We start from the raw sequence: 23644 nt of genomic DNA, 5'->3' as shown, positions 1-23644 counted from the left end.
GATTTTTAAATTTTTATGTTAAGTCCAATTGTATATACTGCTGGTATTGGATAGGTTTGTCTATCCACTCCATTAGCAACTTCTGGATCAAATCCGTTGTACTTGAAGAATGTAAACGGTCTTTCTGCAGTAAAGGTGAGTCTTGTTTCCGGCATGTTTTTGCCTGCCAATTTTTCACCCAATATTGTATATGACAATTGAATATTTTGTATTCTAAAGAAATCTCCGTCCTCTACCCAAAAATTGCTCATTTTTTGGTTCCACCCCTTGCGTAAACCTTTGGAAGAAGGGTAAGAATTACTGGTACCTTCTCCATGCCATCTATTTATAGCAAGGTCTGCATCCATATTGGTATCTTGGGTAAAGATGATTTCTCCTCTCTTTCTGTTGAGTATTTTGTTACCTGTTTGCCCATAGACTGCTACCGACAAATCAAAGCCTTTGTAAGACACGCCTATGTTTCCACCATACATGAAGGACGGTAAAAAGGATCCTAATACCACTCGGTCATCATCATTGATAACCCCATCGTTATTTTGGTCGCGGTAAATTAAATCCCCCGGCTCTAAACCATTTTCAACGGCAATTGGATCTGCATCAACTTGCGCTTGGTTTTGGTATACTCCAGCAGTTTCATATCCAAAAAAGGCCTGAATTGGCTCCCCCACCATAGTTCTTTGACGGAATTCGGCAGAACCAGAATCGATATAAGGATCTGTTAAGCTTCTCGCTTCATTCTTCAAGGTTGTAAAGTTGGCCCCAATATGATAACTGAAGTCATCATTCACGGCTTGATCCCAATTCAACCCAATTTCAAATCCTTGGTTTCTGATTACCCCTGAGTTTCTCAATACGTTGGAGTTAATAATCGGAACAAATACCGGCATGATGGCATTTTTGGTATCTCTGATGTAATAATCGGCATCGATAGACAAGCGATTATTGAATGTTTTTAAGTTAAGCCCGAAGTTTTTTTCCTCAATAACCTCCCATGTATTGTTGGTAAAGGTTGAGGTTGAGGTAAACCCTGGTGTTTGTACATCGCCTATTGGAATAGAGATGTTTGTAATGGTATTGGATCCTGAACTTGCCGCAACATTGTCATTACCCAATTCTCCCCAACTTGCTCTTAATTTCAGATAATCGAAAACACCATTCTCGTTCATGAAGTCTTCTGAAGAAATTACCCATCCAATACCTACTGAAGGAAAATACCCCCAAGGGTCTTTGGTAAATTTGGAAGAACCGTCCGCTCTAATGGTTCCGTATAGTAAATACTTTTCTTTATAGTTATAAGCGGCTCTTGCAAAATAGGACACGCCATACAAGCGTCTTCCAATATCTCCATCGTCACCGTCACCGGCCAAGACAATCGACCCATCTTCCGCAAAATTCAAGTACCAAGAAGATTCGTAACCAATACCTGTGATATTCTCCCCTCTCACATTCAGCTTATGGCTGGCCTCATCTCTGTAGGACGTTCCCGCCATAAGGGTTAAATTGTGATCCCCATAACTATCGTTATAGGTTAGGATATTATCCCAAATTTGATTGGAATAAGTCAATTGGTTTTGTCTTATCGAAGAAATGGTCTGAACATTATTTCCAAGAGTATATGGTAAATCTACATAACGCTCATCCAGCGCAGAAAAGTCATGACTGTAACTGGTTTTAAAGGTCAATTTATCTGGCACGAACTCATATTCAAAATAAATATTGGTCAACAACTTTCGTATTTTCAACTGGTTGTTGTTATAGCTCATATCTGGGAATGGGTTTTGTGTACCACGGTAACCCAATAACTGAGCATTGGAATATCTGATAGGCGTTGCTTCGGTATTCTGTTCATCATATACTGGCATGATTGGCACTGCAAAATACGCTTTGAACCAGGCCCCATTTTCCGCATTGTATTTGGTTGCGTTACTGAAAATAGAATTCACTCCCGTTCTGAAGCGATCCGTAATATTGACGTCTATTTTGGATCTAATATTAAAACGCTCATATTCGTTTTTCATATCCAAAATCCCTTCCTGGGCAAAATAGTTGGTCCCCACCGAATAGGTCGTATTCTCGCTTCCCCCACTCACACCAATACTATGACTGGAGATGGTGGCCGGTCTTAAAATTTCCTTGTACCAATCGGTATTGACATTTGGCACATTAGGATTTACCCTACTTCTACCAAAGCGCTCCATAGCATTTAACACGTAATCCACATCTGCCTGAGATCCGGATTCATAGGCCATAGTCACAAATTGTTCGGCATTAGCCATCTTCACAACATTTTGGGCATATTGTACTCCCGTATAGCCATCATATTCAAATTGAGGTTTTCTCTCACGCACCCCAGATTTAGTGGTAATGATTACCACCCCATTGGCTGCCCTTACACCATAAATTGCCGAGGAAGAGGCATCTTTTAGTACCGTTAGAGTCTCAATATCCTTTGAGTTCAGGAAATCGATATTGTTATAGAACATCCCGTCCACTACATATAAAGGATTGGCATTGCTAGTATCGTAACTCCCAAGTCCACGTAGACGAATAGTTGGAGAGTCACCGGGAGAACCGGCACTAACCACTTGCACACCTGCGACCTTTCCTTGCATAGACTGCATAACATTGGCGGCCGGCGTTTTTTCAATTTCCTCTGATTTTACGGTGGAAATGGAACCGGTCAAATCCGATTTTTTCTGGGTACCATACCCCACCACAACAATTTCACCCAAAGACTCAATATCTTCTTCCATAACCACGTTGATGATAGTATCATCGCCTACGGTTATGGTGACAGGTTTAAGCCCTAAGGAGGTAAATTCGAGTTGTTCTCCTTTAGATACATTAATAGTATACCTCCCGTCAAAATCTGTAGTAGCACCTCTAGTAGTCCCCTTTACAATGATGTTAACCCCTATGAGAGGCATGCCATCTTCAGCACTAGTAATTGCACCACTAACTGTGATTTCCTGACAGAAAACTTCAAAAGAAAACAACAAAAAAGTTAGTAGAATAATTTTTGCTTTCATATACATTTGAATTAGAATTATTAGTTGATTCCAAGGTAAAATGTATTGGGATGATTTATAAAAAACCATTTACATTTTAAATACGCCATTTGGTTTTAGATAGGGAAGATTTCTTGTTTGACGTATTCTAAATGTACAAATTAGTCTCCAAGGTTGTTTACGAAAACGTTAAATGAAGTAGTAATGACGTAGAAAAAAAGTGCGTTTTAGATAATTTAGAAGGGGCTTTATTTGAAATTATGCAAAAAATCCGTCAACGAAGTGTCATTCTCTAAATCAAATTTCTTTTTTAAACGGTATCTATGGGTTTCCACACCCCTTACGGAAATATTCATAAGCGGAGCAATCTCCTTATTGGTCAAATTCATTTTGATGTATGCCGAAAGCTTCAAATCTTTATGAGTTAGCTTTGGAAACTTTGATTTCAATCCATTAAAAAATTCCTCATGCACCTGATTGAAATTGTATTCAAAAATTTTCCACTCATCTTTATGCTCAATTGAATTGTCCACCTTTTTAACAATCTTTTTATAGGCATAGTAATTATCAAAACTTTCCTGGCTTTTGGAAAGTTCCTTTTTAATTTCCTGAAGGGTTTCATTCTTTTTAACCAATGCCATAGCCGTATTGGCCAATTGCTTGCTTTTCAATTTTAACTCATTTTGCAAGGACTCATTTTTTAGGTGTACTATTTCCTTTTCATTCTCAAGAGTCTTTTTTCTAAGCAGCTCTTCCTGCTCCTTTTCAAATTTCAATTGTAATAGTCGCTGTTCCTTTTCTATTTTATGCCTATGGTACAAATAAATAATCACCAAGAGAGCTGCAATCAATAAGGCATACAATACAAATCCCATTGTATCCTTATACCATGGAGGTAGGATATACACTTCCAAAACACGCATGGGGGAATGCTCCTGAAATGCATTACTAGCCCTTATACCCAATTGATAATTTCCGTTGGACAAGTTGGACAATTCCAGTTTACGACTATCCATTCTGTACCATTTGCTGGAATCTAAATTGAGAAAACTGTATTCAAAAAAATGATTTTCGGACTTTGGAGAAGATACGGCTATAGCCACACTTTTGTCAAATTCTATTTCAATGGGACCCGACACATCCATACCAACGGGTTCCTTATCTATTTCAATACTCTCCACCTGCGGCAGGGTTAACTCTCGACTCATGTCCAAAGCATCATCAATCAACATGAACCCATCATTCAAATTGAGTGCATATGTTGAATCGGTAATCTTTGATATATTTTCATTTCCAACTATCAACCTATTTTTAAAATAACTGCTACTCAAAAACATGTCTCCCTCGTCATCCTCAAAAGAGACAAACCTTATCACATCATTTTTTGTTTTCAGGGCCACCTTATCTACATCATCTTCTGAAATGACGTAGGATTCCCTCCCAAAATTCTCATTCAACAATTTATAGGGTACAATACTATCTAATATGGGCTCGTACTTTTGCCATCCTTCATTTGTCTTAAAACAGATATCATTCTTTATTTTGTAAACCCTCACATTAAAATTGGACCAAATTCCCTTGCCATCGTAATTTTCTATACTTGTAATGGTGTCATATACATTGTCAAATTTCACTTTATACAATCCTTTATAGGCATGCGCCGCCCAAGCTGTATGCTCATCTTCGAACACCAAAAATCGAATAGGCATGGTCGTTCTGCCCAAGTGCTTCACCTGCCATTCGCCAGATTTCTTATGATACCTTATCAATCCCGTATAGGATCCCTGAACATAGGTATCTTCCGCTTCAGGCACCTTTTTTATCGTATAGCCCCCCGTAAAGGTAGAAACAGGAAATAGTTGTTTGTTTTCCACAATATAGGTGCCGTCGTTGTGGCCACAAAAAAGCTCACCGTCAACTTCTTCCAAATTCCAAACCTGTCCTTGAGACCCTTCAATAAATTGTAACTTGTTTTGAGCATCTAAATAAAATAACCCTGTATTACTTCCTATATAAATGACATTTTGATAATTGATAACATCATACACGCTACCTAACCTTCCAGAAACATCATTGAAAAAATAGTTATGGCTACTCAAATCTACCGATGCCAATCCATTGTCTAGCCCCAACCATAACATTTGTTCCATATCTACGTGCTGCCTAAGAATAGTATTGTTCTCCAAGCCATTTTCCTTGTTGATATGAAAAAGCACATTCCCTTTGTCATTAGTCATATATACGCCATCCTGTATGGTTCCAAACACCATTCCTCCATCTTTGAGCATGCTAAAGTCATTCAATTGATGCTTAATAAGGGTTTCGTTAATGGCAAATGAGGTTTTGAACAGATGGTTGTTACGATACAGAAAACAACCTTTCAATGAAGTTGCAATTAAAACGCCATTTTGGTAAGCCTCCATTTTAATTACTTTGGTGTCCAATAACCTGTCATCTCTCAAAAAGGGTCTCAACACGTCATCCTCCAAAACGAAAATACCATCGTTAAGGGTGGCTACAAACAGTTGATCCCCCACTACGCTACAAGAAATAACGGTGGAGCTGGGATTAATTTTATCAATTGCACCATCAGGAAGCAAGACATATAAATTAAGAAAGGATTTAAAAATGACGCGGTCCTTAAAGGCAATGATCTGCCAAATTTCCTCATTGTTGGATATCTGGGATTTGATATTATCCGAAAGGGAAGTATAGTGCAACCTGCCATCTCCATTGGCCTTCCAATACCCAAATTCTTCGTAAGATCCCGTATATACCACATCCCTGTATGCCAAAACAGAACGTACCGTTGTTTTGTTGGGCAATTCATTTAGAGTCCAAGTTAAGCCGTCAAACTCTAAAAGACCGTTACTGTTGGCCACATACACCTTTCCTCCTTCGGCTCTTGAAACATCCCAGTTCTGATTACCTGCCTTATATTCTGCTAATGAAAAATTTTGAAAATAGGGAGCATATTGCGCAAATGAAGAAGCCATAGCTACCACAAAAAATAGTAAAGAAAGCTTGAAACAACGTAATTTCATAAATTTAAACTGAATCCTAAAGTTCTTAGGTTTTTGAAATATTCTCAAAAATAAATTGTTTCTGTGAAAGGTAGAAAAAAATTACGGTTATAATTTACTACATCCTCAACAAGCAAGCTCCAATTAACCCAATAGCATTCCTATTCCTTTACAAACATTCTACTGAAGAAACAATAAATGAGACCATTTCTCAAAATTGAAAATTTACGCCTCTTCAAATGAACACTTACATTCAAAAGAAGTCTCAACAAGCTCCTTATCCAAGAATTTTGTAAATTGTATGCTAAACCATAGCACCTAGCCCCAAAATAATGCGCCTTGCATTTAGACATAAAGGGAATTAGCCAAAGGTTTGCCACTTCCCTTGTGTTTTATTTTTAAGAAATAAAATGTCGTAGCATGAATGAAAATAGGACTTACAAAGTTGTAAAAACCAACTCTATGTTAGCAGTGGGCGTTTACCTGCTATTATCCCTTGCCGTTTTAATCTATGGCTTTTTTAAGATTGACTTATTTTTTGCAAACAAACTTTTACTCTTGATCTTAGGGCTCCTGCTGTTTACCCTTATTGAATACTTGGCCCATCGATTTTTATACCACTCTGGCGAAGATTATAAAAATGAAGCCAATTGGCAATACACGGTTCATGGCGTACATCATGCCTACCCTAAAGACGAAGGCTTACTGGCCATGCCCATTCCACTTGCCATACTTCTTGGAGCACTCTTCTTTGCTCTATTTTATGTAATTATGGGAGAATACACCTATTTATTTTGGCCTGGATTCTTTTTTGGATACGCTGCTTACCTATATATCCACTACATCATCCATGCTCGAAGGCCTCCAAAAAATTGGTTTCGGTATTTATGGAAACACCATCATTTACACCATCACAAATTCGACGATAAAGCCTATGGGGTAAGCTCGCCACTTTGGGACATTGTTTTTGGCACCATGCCGCCTAAAAAACAACAAGCAAAAACAGATACTTAAATAAAAACTTTCCAATAAATAAATAGTAGCAATACAGATTCCACGCTACTTGAAAAAACACACAAAAACAAAAAATCCGCAACTTCTTGACAAACAAGCATGTTACGGATTTTTGCAGTACTGAAGGCGGGACTTGAACCCGCACGAACTAATGTTCATTGGATTTTAAGTCCAACGTGTCTACCAATTCCACCACTTCAGCGTATTACCATTATAGTTCAGAGCGAAAGACGGGATTTGAACCCGCGACCCTCACCTTGGCAAGGTGATGCTCTACCCCTGAGCTACTTTCGCAATAAAGCAATTTATTTAAAAGAACGTCTATCTCAATTGCGAGGGCAAATTTAATACAATTCTTAGAAATGCAAAGCCTTTTTCAATAAAAATATTTATTTTTTTTACGCCTGTTTCTTTTTCAGCAACATACGTTTTATATCGTTCAGCTTCATTAGGGCTTCTACTGGTGTTAAGGTATCAATATCGGTAGTTACAATCTCCTCCCTGATCTGCTCCAACAAAGGATCATCAAGATTAAAAAAGCTCAATTGCATCTCGTCATTGAGGTTTTTCACCTTGTCTGTAAGCTCTTCACTGGAATGCGATTTCTCCAATTGTTTCAGAATTTTATTGGCTCTGTGGATCACCTGCTGAGGCATCCCCGCCATTTTGGCTACGTGGATACCGAAACTATGAGCACTTCCTCCTTCTACAAGCTTCCTCAAGAACAGCACATTGTCCTTTAATTCCTTTACAGAAACGTTGAAGTTTTTAATGCGTTCGAAGGTTTCTGCCATTTCGTTCAGCTCGTGGTAATGGGTAGCAAATAAGGTCTTGGCGCGACTTGGATGTTCGTGCAAATACTCACTAATTGCCCAAGCAATGGAAATACCGTCATAGGTACTGGTTCCACGGCCAATCTCATCCAAGAGCACTAAACTACGATCGGACACATTGTTCAAAATAGAAGCGGTTTCGTTCATCTCTACCATAAAGGTCGATTCTCCCATAGAAATGTTATCACTGGCACCTACCCTGGTAAAAATCTTATCTGTAAGCCCAATACTGGCCGCTTCGGCCGGCACAAAACTTCCTATTTGCGCCAAAAGCACGATGAGGGCGGTTTGCCTTAAAATAGCCGACTTACCGGACATGTTAGGCCCCGTAATCATGATGATTTGCTGTTGGTCTCTATCCAAAAACACATCATTGGCAATATAAGCTTCGCCGTGAGGCAACTGTTGCTCAATAACTGGGTGCCTTCCATTTTTAATATCCAAAACATGGGTATCGTTCACCTCGGGACGTGTATAGTTGCGTTCCAAGGCCAATTGGGCGAATCCGCACAAGCAATCCAATTGGGCAATCAACGAGGCATTCTTTTGCACAGGCTGAATAAACAAACCAATCCAACTTACCAATTCCGCGAACAATTGCTGCTCTATGGCCAAAATACGCTCTTCAGCGCCTAAAATTTTGGCTTCGTATTCCTTGAGTTCCTCGGTAATATAACGCTCGGCATTTACCAGCGTTTGCTTTCTTATCCATTCCGCAGGAACTTTATCTTTATGTGTATTTCTTACCTCTATATAATAACCAAACACATTGTTGGAAGCAATCTTCAAAGATGTAATTCCTGTACGCTCGCTTTCACGCTCCAACATGTTATCCAAATAATCCTTCCCTGAAGTGGACAACTCTCGCAGCTCTTTCAATTCCGCTGAATAATCCGAGGAAATGGAATTTCCCTTCAAAATATTTACAGGCGCTTCTTCATTTAAAGTCGCTTTAATACGTTGGCGCAACTCTTCACACATCTGCAAGGCATTGCCTAGTTTTTCAAGCGCTGCATTACTACTTCCAGAAAGCATGGCCCTAATAGGCACAACAGCTTCCAAGGCATTTTTTAGTTGAATGACCTCACGGGGATTGATCTTACCCGTAGCTACTTTGGAAATCAAACGCTCCAAATCGCCAATATGCTTAATGTGCCCCTGAACTTTTCCTAGTAACACCGACTCGTCTTTAAGGTGTTCCACCACCTCATGTCGTTCCTGTATTTTCCCCAAATCCACCAACGGCAATGCCAACCAGCGTTTGAGCAAACGCCCTCCCATAGGGGAAATGGTTTTATCAATTACCTCAACCAAGGTCACTGCATTTTGGTTCGTGGAATGGTAGAGTTCCAGATTCTTAATAGTAAATCGATCCATCCATACATGTTCCTTTTGTGTCACACGCTGAATGGAGGTGATATGTTGTAATTTATGGTGCTGGGTTTCTCCCAAATAATGCAAAATAGCTCCCGAAGCCACAATGCCTTCATAGAGATCTTCCACTCCAAACCCTTTTAAGGATTTTGTATTGAAATGTTTCAATAGGGTTTCATTGGCATAATCATCCTTAAACACCCAATCCTCCAAATAGAACGTATGGAAATCTTCTCCAAACACACTTTTGAATTCGTTGCGTTTTGGCTTGGACACCAATACCTCACTTGGACTAAAATTTTGAAGCAACTTATCTACATATTCGGCATTTCCCTGCGAGATTAAAAACTCTCCCGTAGACACATCCAAAAACGACACGCCCATTACATTTCTACCAAAACACACCGCCGCCAAAAAGTTATTGGTTTTGGAATGCAAAATATCATCGTTAAGCGCAACCCCTGGCGTTACCAGTTCGGTAACTCCACGTTTTACAATGGTCTTCGTTTGTTTGGGATCTTCCAATTGGTCGCAGATGGCCACACGTTCCCCCGCCTTTACCAACTTGGGCAAATAGGTATTCATAGAATGGTGCGGAAATCCAGCCAGCTCTGTTTCACTCTCACTTCCCGCTCCACGTTTGGTCAAAATAATGTCCAAAATTTTAGCTGCCTTAACGGCATCCTCCCCGAAGGTCTCATAAAAATCTCCAACTCTAAACAACAACAGGGCATCAGGGTATTTAGCCTTAATACTGTTGTACTGCTTCATTAACGGGGTTTCTTTTTTAGCTTTTTTTGCCAAGTGTAAATTGATTTATAAGTATTATTTTTGCTCCATAATCCTCGATACATTTTGAATTACAATGAAAACACCAGATATCTCCTGTCTTTTCATCCTTGAAAATGTACCGAAAACAAGTAGAATTAAGGATGGCTAATGTACTTATATTTTGATGGTTTTTAAAATGGAACCCTTAGAAGTTATTTACATCCTGTTGATAATTTCCATGCAACAAACCCTGCTTGGAACCTACAAAAAACAGTCTCATCCTACAGATTTTTGACCCTAAAGTAAGCACATGCGAAAGTTAAAAAACAGCGAATTGGACCGCCTGAGTGTTGAAGAATTTAAAACCTCAGAAAAAACACCGCTCATCATCGTCTTGGACAACATTAGAAGCTTGAACAATATTGGCTCGGTATTTAGAACCAGCGATGCCTTTTTGGTTGAAAAAATTTACCTCTGCGGCATTACGGCTACCCCACCTCATAAGGACATTCACAAAACGGCTTTGGGCAGTACCGATACAGTAACTTGGGAATATGCCAAAGACACTATGGAAGTCATGGAAAAACTACAAGCTAAAAACGTGAAAGTGGTTTCCATAGAACAAGCTGAAAATGCTGTGATGCTGAATGATTTTACTCCTGAAGCCAACACTAGATATGCTTTGGTATTCGGTAACGAAGTAAAAGGCGTTGCTCAAAAAGTAGTTTCTGCCAGCGACATGGTATTGGAAATTCCGCAATACGGCACCAAACATTCCTTGAATATTTCCGTGAGTTGCGGTGTGGTGGTTTGGGATGTGTTTAGTAAGCTGAAAGCACTGAAATAAGCGCAAGAAAACTATCCAATAGGAATCCAAATTTCCTCTTCATTTACCTCCTGCCTAGGATTATAAGATGCCGGCAATTTTTCAAAATGCGGCCGGTCATCCACGTCATATCCCAATTGGGGCAGCCATTTCTCAAACACCGATGTCCAAACGGGTGGGTAATTGGCTATACTTCCTTTGTAATCGAACACAAAGTATTTGCCGCCCTTAATTGCTAAAGATTCCAAACCTTCTGGCACGTTATCAAAATTATCCACCTCAACACCTATCCATTTTTCAAATTGGGTTTGAGGACTCAGGATTTTAAAATTAAAAGACTCATAAACCTGAACCGACAACATGTAATCGCCAATTCGAGATGAAATTTCAGCCAGCCTTGGCATCAACTCCCTACCTAACCTTGCGGTTTCTGGCCCCATGGTTTCAAAGGACACCTTGGTACGCATCCCTACCAACTTTAGGTCCGGTTGTTGTACAATCCTAAATACCATCGTTTATTTCTTTTAACAACCAAAGATAATCGGCCCTATTGGCCACAAAATCCCGATCGGTAATATCAATAATCTTAACGTTGAGTTCATTTTGATTTCGCAAAAACTCCAAATACCCCGCATTGATTTTCTCCAAGTATGCATCCTCAATCTGCTGCTCATAATCTCGGCCACGTTTGCGAATATTTTGCTGAAGTCTGTCTATTTTTTGATACAAATAAACATATAGTTCAGGCTTGGCAATATCCTTATACATCAAGTAAAAAAGCTTTCGGTACAGTTTAAATTCATCCTCCACCAAAGTCACTTTTGAAAATATCAAAGATTTAAATACATCGTAATCGCTCACAATAAAATCCCTAAACAAATCCAACTGCGACAAATCATCACTGATCTGCTGATAGCGATCGGCCAAAAACGACATCTCCAAGGCAAAGGCATAGCGTTGTGGTTCTTGATAGAACTTCGGTAAAAACGGATTGTCTGCAAAGCGCTCCAAAATAAGCTTCGCATTAAAATCTTCAGAGATCATGGTTGCCAAACTGGTTTTACCAGCCCCTATATTTCCTTCAATAGCAATATAGTTTTTAGACGAAAATCCATAAGCCTCCATCGGATTCTGCAAAACAGCGTCAATAGACTGAACGTCACTATCATCTTCACATAAACGAGTCAAAGTTCCAACACTTTGTTGCAAAACTGGATGGATTACTTCCGAAGCAATATCATTCAAGGGTTGCAATACAAATTGGCGTGACTGCATGCGCGGATGTGGAATGATCAAACTTTCCGAATCCAGAACTAAATCATCAATTAAAATCACATCCAAATCTATCGGCCTGGATGCATACCCCGATTGCTCAAAACGGGTGCGTCCCAGCTCTTTTTCAATACTCAATAATTCTTGCATGACTTCCTTTGGAGCCATCTTAGACACCACCGAAATACAGGTATTTAAAAAATCGTCTCCCTCAAATCCCAAAGCAGGTGTATTGTACACTTTGGCAATGCGGTCTACCCTTCCAATACGTTCAAAAATGACATTAATAGCCTTTTGAAGATGTTGAAAACGGTCTCCGGTATTACTGCCCAATGCAATGTAAAATGTGTGCGCTTTATCCATAATCAGGGTCAAAGTAACTAAAAGAAATATTAATCCTTTATATTTACAAAACGTATTTATCCACAAATAAAATATGACTTTAAAAGACAAACTCGCGGCACAACGCATTTATCTGATATTGGCAGCTTTATTTATCACGTCATTGGTAGTTTCCAACCTCATTTTTCAGAAGTTTTTTTACTGGTATCCACTCCATATTGAAGTGTTCAACACCAAACTTTTTGAAATATCGGTGGGCATTCTTCCCTACCCAATCACCTTTTTGATTACCGACCTAATTAGCGAGATTTATGGTAAAAAAAGAGCGAACCAAGTGGTACTTACCGGGATTTTTGCTTCGGTATTTTCGTTACTGATTATTTTGGTGGCCAATGCAGTGCCCGCCACGTCTTGGTCGCATGTAAAAGATGATACGTTTGCCCATGTGTTTGGGAATTCGGCCATTGCCGTTTGCGCTAGCATGCTCGCCTATTTATTTGCCCAATTTATTGACATTCAGGTGTACCATTTTTGGAAACGGCTTACCAAAGGCAAGCATCTTTGGCTGCGCAACAATTTTTCAACTTGGTTCTCGCAGTTCATAGACACCTTTACCATTGTATTCCTCTTGTGCTCCTTTCACATCATTGAATGGACCAATTTTACAGGCCTATTGGTGTCAGGCGTTTTATTCAAAGTCATTGTAGCACTGTGCGACACCCCATTTTTGTATCTAGGCGTTTACATCATGAAAAGACGGTTCCAATTGGAGCTAAACGAAGAACTCCAACTTGTTTAAATTCCTAAAGTTTTATTAAACATTTCAATCCCCAACCAATCTATAAGCAGATACGTATATCTTTACACAAACCTACTCAACACCTATGAAAAAAGTATTTAAAATTATTGGAATTATCATTGTTGTAATCATTGCATTGCTAGTTGCCATCCCTTTACTGTTTCAGTCCCAAATCAAGGACATGATCAAAACAACCTTAAATGACAATCTGAATGCCAAGGTTGAATTCGAGGATGTTAACCTGAGTCTCATCAGCAACTTTCCGAAGGCTCATGTCACCATTGACAATTTATCCATTACCAATTTGGCACCGTTTGAAGGCGAAACCTTAGCTTCGGTAAAATCTATTGCCTTGAACATGTCCATCATGGAACTTTTTAAGGATTTCGAAACCGAGCCACTTGCCATTAGCAGTTTTAGTATTGATGACGCTTTGGTGAATATTCTAACCGATAAAGAAGGGAACAGCAATTACGACATTGCCAAAGAAAGCGACACCCCTTCAAACGAAGACCCTTCCACAGAAAGCAGCGGAAATTTCACAATCGACATTCAGGATTACAGTATCAGTAATACCAACTTGAACTATATGAATGCCTCTTCAAACATAGAAGTACGTGTTGCCAACCTTAACCACTCAGGAAAAGGGCAGTTCTCAGCAGAACGCTCACAACTGGACACCAATACAGACTTATTCATCAACTTCGCTATGGACAGCACCCAATACCTGTCTAACATGCATTTGAAACTTGATGCTGTTATTGGTCTAGATTTGGAACAGAACATGTACACGTTTAAGGACAACAAAGGCTACATCAACGCTTTACCATTACAATTTGACGGCTATGTAAAACTGTTGGAAAATGCTCAGGAATTAGACATTACTTTTGAAAATCCAGGTTCATCATTCAAGGATTTGTTGGCTTTGGTTCCTGAAGCTTATGCTAAAGACTTAAATGGTGTAGAAACCAATGGAGATTTCAAATTATCAGGAATTGTAAAAGGTCAGTTTTCCGAAACCACGATTCCAACTTTGGATATTACCATGATTTCCAACAATGCGTCCTTTAAATATCCTGACCTACCAAAAAGGGTTGAAAACATTCAAATAAATACCACGGTTAAAAACAGCACTGGTAATCCAGACGACACGTATGTTGCCATCGATGCTTTGAATTTTAAGATTGACCAAGACGTCTTCAAATCGTCGGCTACCATTAAAAACTTGACCAAAAACATGGCTGTAAATGCCAAAGCAGAGGGCACCTTGAATTTAGGAAATATCTCCAAGGCTTATCCACTGCAATTGGAAGAGGAATTAAGCGGGATCCTAAAAGCCAACATTCAAACGGCTTTCGATATGAATGCTTTGGAAACAAATGCCTACGAACGCATTAAGGCCAATGGAAACTTAAACATCACGGATGTTATATTTTCTTCGAAAAGTATGCTGAACCCTGTAGAAATTGCAAAGGCGGACCTGTCATTTTCGCCTCAAAGCGTTTCCTTAAATACCTTTGATGCCAAGACCGGCAATTCCGATTTCAAGGCCTCTGGAACTCTAAATAATTTTATGGGATTTGTATTTAGCGATAAGACACTTCAAGGAAATTTCAATTTGAGTTCCAACAAATTTGTGGTAAACGATTTTATGACAGAAGACACTTCTGTTGAAACGGAAACCCAAACAGAGCCACAAACTACGGAAACCTTAAAAATCCCAGACTTTTTGGATTGTAAAATTTCAGCCCAGGCCAATACTGTAGTGTATGACAACCTGAACCTTAAAAACGTTAAAGGAACCTTGACCATAAAGGACCAACAGGCCATCTTGTCTGATATGAGCAGTGATATTTTCCAAGGTAAATTGGCAATTGATGGAACGGTTTCTACCAAAGCGGAGACCCCGACCTTCGATTTCAAATTGGGCGCTTCCAATTTTGACATTGCCCAATCCTTTAATGACCTGCAATTGTTCCAGGCATTGGCTCCAATTGCAAAAGCATTACAAGGCCAGATGAATTCTAGTATCAATCTTTCTGGAGCGCTTAACAGCGACTTGGCTCCTGACCTGAATTCCGTAACGGGAAATGCCGCCATGGAACTTTTGACCTCTAAAATAGAGCCAAAAGAAGGCCCTGTACTGAACAAGCTGAAAAACGAAATGTCCTTTATAGATTTTGACAAACTGGATTTAAAGGATCTTAAAACCAAATTGGAGTTTGCCGATGGAAAAGTAAACGTAAAACCTTTCCATATTAAATATGAAGACATTGACATTGAAGTTTCCGGATCGCATGGATTTGACATGTCTTTAGCCTACAACACGGTCTTTAATGTCCCTGCGAAATATTTGGGAAGCGACGTGAACAAATTGCTTACCAAAATGGATGACAAGGATGTTAAAAACATGACCGTTCCTGTTTCGGCTAATATTGGAGGGACTTATACAAGTCCCAAAATCTCAACAGATTTGACCAGTGCCGCTTCCAATTTGACAAAACAATTGGTGGAAATGCAAAAGAACAAACTCATCAATTCAGGGTCTGATCAAGTAAAAGACCTATTAGGCGGTTTGATGGGAAGCAATTCCAAAGAAGAAACTCCGGATACTTCCAGCAATGCTACTGGTGATAGCAACAAAACGGAAGAGGCCATTACCGAAGGCGTAAAAGACGTATTGGGCGGCTTGTTTGGTAAGAAAAAAGAGAAATCAGACAACTAATCTAACCCATTGAATTCAAACACTATAAAATAGTTTCAATATAAATTATGTAAAGTTTTCTTGATTTACTTGCACAGTTCAATTAAAAAATTACATTGAGGGTTAACAAATTCAAATACCTATGATAAAAATTGTAATTAAAGAAGGGGAAAGTATTGAACGTGCTTTAAAACGCTACAAGCGTAAGCACCGAAATGTCAAAGTGATGCAAAACTTAAGAGAGGGGCAATTTTTCACGAAGCCGTCCGTAAGAAGACGACGTGAAATCCAAAAAGCATCTTACATCCAAGGCTTAAGAGACCAAGAAGACATTTAATATACAAAGGGCTACCATATGGTAGCCCTATCTTTTCTGTATGTATTTTAAGTTAGCTTACCGTGATGTCCACGACTAGCCCCTCATTGCCTCGTACGTTAAATACGGTTTGATCTTCGAAGATGAGATACTGCCCTTTGATGCCTGAAAGTTTCCCAGTATAAGATGGTGTTTTTTCCAAATTCAAGCTTTTCGGTTTTAAAGGATATTGCAACACAGGAAACTCCAAATCTGTTTCGGTATTGGATTCTATGATGTATTCCCTAGCTTCCTCTGGCACAAAAGGCAACAGACGTTCCCGCCATTCTACCAAATTTTCATCTACCACTTCATTTTTCAACATGGTACGCCAGTTGGTTTTATCAGACACATGTTCTTTTAAGGCCACCTCAGTAATTCCCGCCAAATATCGGTTAGGCACTTCTACAATTTCAATGGCTTCATGCGCCCCTTGATCAATCCATCTGGTAGGCACTTGCGTTTTGCGGGTCACCCCTACTTTCACGCTACTGGAATTGGCCAGGTACACAATATGCGGTTGCAACTGCACTTTCTTTTCGTATTCCAAATCGCGGTCTTCCTTATCTAAATGAGCTGTACTCAATTCTGGTCTCATTATCCAATCTGCAGCCTGAGGCACTTCAAAAAAGCAACTTTTACAAAACCCCTGTCTATAAATTGGCTTATCCAAGCCACAATTTAAACATTCATATTTCACAAACTGAATGCTTATCGTTCTATTTAGCAGTTGGTTTAGGTGTAAAAAGTCATTTTTAAACACCAAATAATATTGTATGGGATGGCCATACTCGGTCTCCATTTTTGTGAGAACTCCTTGGTAGGTCATAAAAAAAAATGTTATTTTTAGTTACTTTTTTTAAAGATACTGCAAATATGCCAATTCCTTTAGTAAATTCCATTGCCTCGTGGTTTTTAAAAAAACGATTTCATCAAATTGAGCTGTTTTTAAAATACCCCAACGAAGTACAAAACGAATTGTTATTGGATCTTATTACCATTGCCAAAGACACCGAATTTGGCAAAAAATATGATTTCGACTCCATAAAAAGCTATCAAACGTTTGCTGACCGAATTCCCATTTCTTGTTATGAGGATTATCAAAACGTGATAGAGCGTTCCCGTTTGGGAGAACACAATATATTTTGGCCCAGCCCAATCAAATGGTTTGCCAAATCCAGTGGTACTACCAATGCCAAAAGCAAGTTCATTCCTGTAAGTTATGAATCCTTGGAAGATTGCCATTATGCGGCCAGCAAGGACTTGCTGTGCATGTACCTCAACAACAATGAAGACTCGCAACTATTCACAGGAAAAAGCCTTCGATTAGGTGGCAGCAAGGAACTTTACAAGGAAAACGGCACCGTGTTTGGAGACCTATCGGCAATTTTGATTGACAACATGCCTTTTTGGGCCGAGTTCAGTAGCACTCCTAGCAGCAAGGTGTCGCTAATGAGTGACTGGGAGCATAAAATGCAGGCCATTGTAGATGAAACCATCAATGAAAATGTAACGAGTTTGGCCGGCGTCCCCTCTTGGATGCTGGTACTTTTAAATAATGTATTGGACACCACCGGCAAGAAAAGCATCACCGATGTATGGCCGAACTTGGAAGTGTATTTTCACGGAGGCGTGAGCTTTGTGCCTTATATAGACCAGTACCAAGCTATCCTCCCTAAAAAGGATTTCAGGTATTATGAAATCTATAATGCCTCTGAAGGCTTTTTTGCCATTCAGGACCAAAACAATTCCAACGAATTATTGCTAATGTTGGATTACGGTATTTTCTATGAATTCATTCCTATGGACACCTATGGGACTCCTGAAGAAAAAGTCATTCCCTTAAGCGAAGTTGAAAAGGACAAAAATTACGCCGTTGTTATTACTACCAACGCCGGTTTGTGGCGCTATAAAATTGGAGACACCATTAGGTTTACCTCTCTTAAACCATACCGCGTGAAAGTTTCTGGGCGCACCAAACACCATATCAATGTTTTTGGAGAAGAATTGATTATTGAAAATGCCGAAGACGCCCTTAAGGATGTTTGCCGACAAACCGCTTCTGAAATTGTGGAATATACCGCTGCTCCAATTTTCATGAACGGCCACGAAAAAGGCTCTCATGAATGGTTGATAGAATTTAAAACACCCCCGAAAGATCTGAACCGATTTGGAGAACTTTTTGACTGTGCCCTTAAATCACTAAACTCCGACTATGAAGCGAAACGCTTTAATAATATCACCCTAAACATGCCCAAAATCAATATTGCGAGAGAGCATTTATTTTACGATTGGCTAAAACAGCACAACAAATTGGGAGGCCAGCATAAGGTGCCAAGGTTATCCAACAACAGGGAGTATATGGATGAATTGTTGAAATTGAATTTTTAAAAATTAAAACTTGCTTAAAAATCCGATTAACGCCAGTTCAAAAATCCGCATAACGATTATTTAATTGCATTTGTCCAATAAAACGTATCGTCATTTTTATCTTACACAAATGCTACTATATTTACAGTAATAATGTTGACAATTCTCCCTTAAAATTGTCATAATTCCAATGCAATTTTAGAACTCACAAAAGGGCGAACCTTTTTTAAAAAATAGTATTGCAGAATATTAATTATTGATCCAAATAGCAAAAAAGCCGCTCATAATGAGCGGCTTTTTTATTTCAATTTTATAATAATGATTAAGATACGGCCTTAAGCTTTTTAAGAGCCGTCTTGTTCAACTTATCCTCAGCATAACTTCTGGTTACATCTAGCTTGTTATCATCGCTGCTAGGCATTTCAAACATGGCATCCGTTAGGATTTCTTCACATAAAGAACGTAATCCTCTAGCTCCAAGTTTGTACTCAATAGCCTTTTCAACAATATAATCAAGAGCCTCATCAGTGATTGTGAAGTCTATATCATCCATCTCAAACAATTTCTTATACTGCTTGATAATGGCATTTTTAGGTTCTGTTAAAATAGCGCGCAGAGTTGCAGCATCCAACGGATCCATATAGGTAAGCACCGGTAAACGCCCAATGATTTCAGGTATCAATCCAAAATCCTTTAAGTCTTTTGGGATGATGTATTGAAGCAAATTGTTGGCATCAACCTGATCATCGTCATGAGCTGCCTTATAACCAATAGCCGCCATATTGAGACGTTTTGAAATAATGCGCTCAATACCATCAAAAGCACCACCTGCAATAAACAGAATGTGCTCTGTATTCACTTCAATAAACTTCTGGTCTGGATGTTTACGTCCTCCTTTTGGCGGAACATTTACCACAGTACCTTCCAACAGTTTCAACAAGGCCTGTTGCACCCCTTCACCAGAAACATCTCTGGTAATTGAAGGGTTATCACTCTTTCTGGCAATCTTGTCTATTTCATCAATAAACACGATGCCCTTTTCAGCTTTCTCCAAATTGTAATCGGCCGCTTGCAACAAACGCGTCAAGATGCTTTCTACATCTTCTCCAACATATCCTGCCTCCGTCAACACCGTAGCATCCACAATAGCCAAGGGCACGTTGAGCATTTTGGCGATGGTTTTGGCCATCAAGGTTTTTCCTGTACCGGTTTGCCCAACCATGATGATATTACTTTTCTGGATTTCAATATCATCTTCACTAGCTGGTTGCAATAAACGTTTATAGTGATTGTATACCGCAACAGACATCACCTTTTTGGTGTATTCCTGCCCAATGATATACTCGTCTAAAAAGCCTTTGATCTGCTGAGGCTTTCTTAGCATTAACTCTGTAGATAATTCGGAATTGTCACTTTGCTTGGACTCTTCCAAAACAATACCATGAGCCTGTTCGATACAACGGTCACAAATATGAGCATCCAATCCTGCAATCAGCAGATTGGTTTCTGGCTTTTTCCTACCACAAAACGAACATTCTAATTCTTCCTTTGCCATAAATTCAAAAATTCAATTTAAATATCAATGTGATATTTATACGTTACGGGCCAAAACCTCATCAATCATTCCATACTCCAAAGCTTTATCGGCTTTCATCCAGTAATCTCTATCACTGTCGTTATACACTTTGTCGTAGTCCTGTCCCGAATGTTTACTAATTATTTTATAAAGTTCTTCTTTCAAGGTCAAAATTTCGCGAGCGGTGATTTCAATATCACTAGCTTGCCCTTGCGCACCTCCCAATGGCTGGTGGATCATGACTCTTGAGTGGGTCAATCCGCTACGCTTTCCTTTTGCTCCAGCACACAACAGTACCGCTGCCATTGACGCCGCCATTCCTGTACAGATGGTAGCAACATCTGGCTTAATCAATTGCATGGTATCGTAAATTCCCAATCCGGCGTACACGCTACCTCCTGGAGAATTGATATATATTTGAATGTCCTTGGAAGCATCGGTACTTTCCAAAAACAACAACTGCGCCTGAATGATATTTGCCACTTGATCATTAATACCAGTTCCCATAAAAATGATGCGATCCATCATTAAACGTGAGAACACATCCATAGCCACGGCATTCATTTGGCGTTCTTCTATAATGTTTGGAGTTAAGTTTGTTGGGTACATACTGCTGATAATTTTATTGTAGTAAGTACTGCTAACTCCCTGATCTTTTATTGCAAACTTTTCAAATTCTGTTCCGAAATTCATATGTCTAATTGTTGTTAATAATTGATAAAACCTGAGGCTGTACAGGTGGAAATTGACCTGGATTTTTGAAGGTCAAAAAAAAGCGTAAAACCGATCAGTTTTACGCTCTAAATATAATCATTTATTCTGTAACAATTAAGAGTAAAACTCTTTTACAAAATCGTCATAAGTAATCTCTTTTACTTTAAGATTTCCTTCAGTTTTGTAAAGATCCAATAGTTTTTGGCTCATCAATTGCTCTGACAAACGCTTCACTTCATCTTGGTTAGACAAAATTCTCGCTGAAATGTTTTCCAATTCTTCATCAGCAGGATCCATTTGTCCAAACTGTGCCATTTGCACCTTGATCATTTCCTTGGCATGAGCTTTCAAATCTTCAAAAGTTACCTGAAGGTTGTGATCTTGGATCAATTTACCTTCGATCAATTGGTAACGCATGCTCTTTTCAGACTTCTCATACTCTTCTTTAGCTTGGTCTGCATCCAATTGCTCTTCACCAGCAGTTTGGATCCACTTTTGTAAGAAGGCAGCTGGCAAATCAAACTTCGTATTCTCTACAAGATACTCAGTTACATCGTTCAACAATTTTTGGTCACCTTGCTGAGCAAATTGCTTTTCAGAATCTACTTTGATTTTTTCTTTCAACTCAGTTACCGAAGTTACTACTCCTTTACCAAATAATTTATCGAACAATTCTTGATCCAAATCAGCCAATTCTCTAGTGTTGATTTCAGTAACAGTGAAAGTTACTTCAACATCCAATCCATGAGCGTCATCGTGAGATACTTTCAAGAAGTGCATTAAATCGTGATCGTCATTAAACAATCCTTTAGTGTTTAATGTAATGACATCTCCAACTTTAGCGCCAACAAATTTCTTCTCGTTGGTTTTACCTTTTACTTTATCTAAAGTGATGGTAGCAGTGTTGTTGATTTCTTTTTCTTCGTTAGCGAATACCCCAGTAATTTCATCATCTTTAGAAGCTTCCTCCTTAGATACCAATTTACCGTATTGCTTACGGATGTATTCCACTTGGTTGTCCAACATTTTCTCGTCGGCAACAATATTGTATTGAGTAATTGCTTTTTTAGATTTCAATTCTACGTCAAACTGAGGCGCTAGACCTAATTCGAATTCAAAAGAAAAATTGTCAGCATCCCAATCCAAATCATCCTGTGGCTTAGGTAATGGATTTCCTAAAACATCTAGCTTCTCTTCCGTAAGGTATTTGTTCAATGTGTCCTGCAACAATTTGTTAACCTCATCCACCAAGACAGCTTTACCATATTGTCTCTTTACCATGGTCATTGGCACATGTCCTTTTCTGAAACCAGGAATGTTAGCCGACTTACGGTAATCTGAAAGGATTTTCTCCACTTTATCGCTGTAGTCATCTTTAGAGATGTCTACTTTTACAACAGCATTTAATGCGTCAATGTTTTCTCTTGTAATATTCATTCTTGAATCGTATAAAAATTGGGTTGCAAAAGTACATATTTTTTGCAACTCAACAAAGTTTTAAGACCTTGAAATTCAGTCTATTTTTTATCCTCATTTAAAACAGAGTACAATATAGATTCCAAGATAGACAAAAGGATACTGAACAAAATGGCCGTCCAAATACTGCTCACTCCAAAACCATCAATAAAGCTGCTTGCCATAAGCACAATCAACGCATTGATTATCAACAAAAACAAACCAAGTGTAATAACGGTAATAGGAAGGGTTAAAATTACCAAGATGGGCTTTACAATAGCATTGAGCAATGCCAATACAATGGCGACAATAATTGCAGAAGTGAAGCCAACAACCTCAACTCCCGGCAATAATTTTGCCAAAATCACAACGGCAACCGCCGACAATAAAATTCTGAGAACTAGTTTCATAAGATCGTATTTTTACTAAAAATACGAATATTATCCTACGAAATTAACAACGTCATCAAAAAACTCTTTTGGATTTTCAGCATGCAGCCAATGCCCGGCATTGGATACCGTTTCTATTTGGGCCTTAGGAAAATGCGCCTTGATCAAAGCTTCATCCTGAAGTGAAATATATTCAGATCTGTCACCTCTCAAGAACAAGGTGTCCTTTTCAAATTTAGCATGTACTGGCAGCGCTTCACCCACTTCACCTACATTAGCTTTCAACGCCTCCAAATTCAACCTTAAGGCCAACTGCCCTTTTTCCTTCCAATACAGGTTCTTCAACAAAAACTGACGTATACCAAAATCAGTTATATAACGAGACAAAGCTTCATCGGCTTCTCCCCTATTGGAAATCACAGAAAAATCCAATTGGCTCAAACCTTCCAAAATAGTGTCGTGGTGTACAGGATAAAAACGTGGAGAAATATCGGCAACAATCAATTTAGATACCAATTCGGGATATTTTGAGGCAAACATCATAGCTGTTTTCCCTCCCATGGAATGCCCCAACAAGACAACCTCCGAGAGATGGTGGGAAGTGATATATTCTTTTAAATCTTCAGTGAGGATTTCATAGTCAAACGCATCGGCATGAGGACTACGGCCGTGGTTGCGTTGGTCTACCAAATGGACCTCATAGCCTTCGTCACTAAATTTCTTTCCTAGGGTTTTCCAGTTGTCTCCCATCCCTAAAAAACCGTGCAAAATGATAAATGGACTTCCGCTTCCTATAATATTTGAGTGTAACTGCATCTT

Annotated in this window: 17 protein-coding genes and 2 tRNA genes; 6 read left to right on the top strand and 13 right to left on the bottom strand. The window is 39.0% G+C overall.

The genetic code is table 11. The features are described 5' to 3' along the window. Positions 1 to 5: 5 nt before the first annotated feature. Positions 6 to 3029: a TonB-dependent receptor gene (locus BKM32_RS06735; protein WP_076663316.1), complete on the bottom strand. Its 3024-nt coding sequence runs from the start codon at positions 3027 to 3029 to the stop codon at positions 6 to 8. Between the two features lie 227 nt (positions 3030 to 3256). Further along, complete coding sequence (locus BKM32_RS06730; protein WP_076663139.1) at positions 3257 to 6052, bottom strand: LuxR C-terminal-related transcriptional regulator; 2796 nt, start codon at positions 6050 to 6052, stop codon at positions 3257 to 3259. 399 nt (positions 6053 to 6451) lie between these two features. On the opposite strand from BKM32_RS06730, the gene BKM32_RS06725 reads away from it, so the two are divergent. Beyond that, positions 6452 to 7045, top strand: coding sequence for a sterol desaturase family protein (locus BKM32_RS06725; protein WP_076663138.1), 594 nt, complete (start codon positions 6452 to 6454; stop codon positions 7043 to 7045). A gap of 118 nt (positions 7046 to 7163) precedes the next feature. Here the strand turns inward: BKM32_RS06725 and BKM32_RS06720 are convergent. The 3 genes from BKM32_RS06720 to mutS form a co-directional block, all read right to left on the bottom strand. Continuing rightward, a tRNA-Leu gene (locus tag BKM32_RS06720) sits at positions 7164 to 7247 on the bottom strand. 20 nt (positions 7248 to 7267) lie between these two features. Next, positions 7268 to 7339: transfer RNA gene (locus BKM32_RS06715), tRNA-Gly, on the bottom strand. Between the two features lie 104 nt (positions 7340 to 7443). Further along, entirely contained in the window at positions 7444 to 10056 is a 2613-nt protein-coding gene (gene mutS, locus BKM32_RS06710) for a DNA mismatch repair protein MutS (protein ID WP_076663137.1), read from the bottom strand. A 277-nt stretch (positions 10057 to 10333) separates the two neighbouring features. On the opposite strand from mutS, the gene BKM32_RS06705 reads away from it, so the two are divergent. Further along, the gene (locus tag BKM32_RS06705) at positions 10334 to 10870 is read left to right on the top strand and encodes an RNA methyltransferase (protein WP_076663136.1); all 537 of its coding nucleotides are present in this window, start codon (positions 10334 to 10336) and stop codon (positions 10868 to 10870) included. 11 nt (positions 10871 to 10881) lie between these two features. On the opposite strand, the gene BKM32_RS06700 is transcribed toward BKM32_RS06705, so the two are convergent. After that, complete coding sequence (locus BKM32_RS06700) at positions 10882 to 11361, bottom strand: GyrI-like domain-containing protein (RefSeq protein ID WP_076663135.1); 480 nt, start codon at positions 11359 to 11361, stop codon at positions 10882 to 10884. Further along, entirely contained in the window at positions 11351 to 12484 is a 1134-nt protein-coding gene (gene folK / locus BKM32_RS06695; RefSeq protein ID WP_076663134.1) for a 2-amino-4-hydroxy-6-hydroxymethyldihydropteridine diphosphokinase, read from the bottom strand. The genes BKM32_RS06700 and folK overlap by 11 nt, the downstream gene beginning before the upstream one ends. Before the next feature lie 73 nt (positions 12485 to 12557). On the opposite strand from folK, the gene BKM32_RS06690 reads away from it, so the two are divergent. The 3 genes from BKM32_RS06690 (at position 12558) to rpsU (ending at position 16303) form a co-directional block, all read left to right on the top strand. Further along, positions 12558 to 13262, top strand: a complete 705-nt coding sequence (locus tag BKM32_RS06690; protein ID WP_076663133.1) for a queuosine precursor transporter — start codon at positions 12558 to 12560, stop codon at positions 13260 to 13262. Positions 13263 to 13347: 85 nt separating this feature from the next. Next, positions 13348 to 15987 (top strand): AsmA family protein, encoded by a 2640-nt coding sequence (locus BKM32_RS06685; RefSeq protein WP_076663132.1) that lies wholly within the window; start codon positions 13348 to 13350, stop codon positions 15985 to 15987. 121 nt (positions 15988 to 16108) lie between these two features. Continuing rightward, a complete protein-coding gene (gene rpsU / locus BKM32_RS06680; protein ID WP_076663131.1) occupies positions 16109 to 16303 on the top strand; it encodes a 30S ribosomal protein S21 in 195 nt (64 codons plus the stop codon). A gap of 52 nt (positions 16304 to 16355) precedes the next feature. Here the strand turns inward: rpsU and BKM32_RS06675 are convergent, their stop codons facing one another. Continuing rightward, positions 16356 to 17150 carry a DUF2797 domain-containing protein gene (locus BKM32_RS06675; protein ID WP_076663130.1) on the bottom strand — a complete coding sequence of 265 codons (795 nt, stop codon included), beginning with the start codon at positions 17148 to 17150 and terminating at the stop codon, positions 16356 to 16358. A gap of 47 nt (positions 17151 to 17197) precedes the next feature. On the opposite strand from BKM32_RS06675, the gene BKM32_RS06670 reads away from it, so the two are divergent. Next, the gene (locus BKM32_RS06670) at positions 17198 to 18712 is read left to right on the top strand and encodes a GH3 auxin-responsive promoter family protein (protein WP_076663315.1); all 1515 of its coding nucleotides are present in this window, start codon (positions 17198 to 17200) and stop codon (positions 18710 to 18712) included. A gap of 301 nt (positions 18713 to 19013) precedes the next feature. Here the strand turns inward: BKM32_RS06670 and clpX are convergent, their stop codons facing one another. From clpX to BKM32_RS06645, 5 genes are all read right to left on the bottom strand, one after another. Further along, positions 19014 to 20246 (bottom strand): ATP-dependent Clp protease ATP-binding subunit ClpX, encoded by a 1233-nt coding sequence (gene clpX / locus BKM32_RS06665; RefSeq protein ID WP_076663129.1) that lies wholly within the window; start codon positions 20244 to 20246, stop codon positions 19014 to 19016. A gap of 36 nt (positions 20247 to 20282) precedes the next feature. Continuing rightward, entirely contained in the window at positions 20283 to 20960 is a 678-nt protein-coding gene (gene clpP / locus BKM32_RS06660; protein WP_053978160.1) for an ATP-dependent Clp endopeptidase proteolytic subunit ClpP, read from the bottom strand. A gap of 135 nt (positions 20961 to 21095) precedes the next feature. Beyond that, positions 21096 to 22418 (bottom strand): trigger factor, encoded by a 1323-nt coding sequence (gene tig / locus BKM32_RS06655; RefSeq protein ID WP_076663128.1) that lies wholly within the window; start codon positions 22416 to 22418, stop codon positions 21096 to 21098. A gap of 80 nt (positions 22419 to 22498) precedes the next feature. Further along, the gene (locus BKM32_RS06650) at positions 22499 to 22846 is read right to left on the bottom strand and encodes a phage holin family protein (protein WP_076663127.1); all 348 of its coding nucleotides are present in this window, start codon (positions 22844 to 22846) and stop codon (positions 22499 to 22501) included. Between the two features lie 30 nt (positions 22847 to 22876). After that, on the bottom strand, positions 22877 to 23641 hold the full coding sequence (locus BKM32_RS06645; RefSeq protein WP_076663126.1) for an alpha/beta fold hydrolase: 765 nt from the start codon (positions 23639 to 23641) through the stop codon (positions 22877 to 22879). Positions 23642 to 23644: the final 3 nt, after the last annotated feature.

This window comes from Mangrovimonas sp. DI 80 (assembly GCF_001975575.1).
Lineage (GTDB): Bacteria > Bacteroidota > Bacteroidia > Flavobacteriales > Flavobacteriaceae > Mangrovimonas_A > Mangrovimonas_A xylaniphaga.
Note: the sequence above shows the minus strand (reverse complement) of the source record. Positions and strands in the feature narration are given on the sequence as shown.

Excerpts from the sequence above, each read along its gene's own strand:
- BKM32_RS06685 (WP_076663132.1), top strand. The coding sequence starts at position 13,348 with ATGAAAAAAGTATTTAAAATTATTGGAATTATCATTGTTGTAATCATT.
- folK (WP_076663134.1), bottom strand. The coding sequence starts at position 12,484 with ATGGATAAAGCGCACACATTTTACATTGCATTGGGCAGTAATACCGGA.
- BKM32_RS06700 (WP_076663135.1), bottom strand. The coding sequence starts at position 11,361 with ATGGTATTTAGGATTGTACAACAACCGGACCTAAAGTTGGTAGGGATG.
- BKM32_RS06730 (WP_076663139.1), bottom strand. The coding sequence starts at position 6,052 with ATGAAATTACGTTGTTTCAAGCTTTCTTTACTATTTTTTGTGGTAGCT.
- clpP (WP_053978160.1), bottom strand. The coding sequence starts at position 20,960 with ATGAATTTCGGAACAGAATTTGAAAAGTTTGCAATAAAAGATCAGGGA.
- tig (WP_076663128.1), bottom strand. The coding sequence starts at position 22,418 with ATGAATATTACAAGAGAAAACATTGACGCATTAAATGCTGTTGTAAAA.
- BKM32_RS06675 (WP_076663130.1), bottom strand. The coding sequence starts at position 17,150 with ATGACCTACCAAGGAGTTCTCACAAAAATGGAGACCGAGTATGGCCAT.
- BKM32_RS06645 (WP_076663126.1), bottom strand. The coding sequence starts at position 23,641 with ATGCAGTTACACTCAAATATTATAGGAAGCGGAAGTCCATTTATCATT.
- BKM32_RS06735 (WP_076663316.1), bottom strand. The coding sequence starts at position 3,029 with ATGAAAGCAAAAATTATTCTACTAACTTTTTTGTTGTTTTCTTTTGAA.
- BKM32_RS06690 (WP_076663133.1), top strand. The coding sequence starts at position 12,558 with ATGACTTTAAAAGACAAACTCGCGGCACAACGCATTTATCTGATATTG.
- rpsU (WP_076663131.1), top strand. The coding sequence starts at position 16,109 with ATGATAAAAATTGTAATTAAAGAAGGGGAAAGTATTGAACGTGCTTTA.
- BKM32_RS06705 (WP_076663136.1), top strand. The coding sequence starts at position 10,334 with ATGCGAAAGTTAAAAAACAGCGAATTGGACCGCCTGAGTGTTGAAGAA.
- BKM32_RS06650 (WP_076663127.1), bottom strand. The coding sequence starts at position 22,846 with ATGAAACTAGTTCTCAGAATTTTATTGTCGGCGGTTGCCGTTGTGATT.
- clpX (WP_076663129.1), bottom strand. The coding sequence starts at position 20,246 with ATGGCAAAGGAAGAATTAGAATGTTCGTTTTGTGGTAGGAAAAAGCCA.
- BKM32_RS06670 (WP_076663315.1), top strand. The coding sequence starts at position 17,198 with ATGCCAATTCCTTTAGTAAATTCCATTGCCTCGTGGTTTTTAAAAAAA.
- BKM32_RS06725 (WP_076663138.1), top strand. The coding sequence starts at position 6,452 with ATGAATGAAAATAGGACTTACAAAGTTGTAAAAACCAACTCTATGTTA.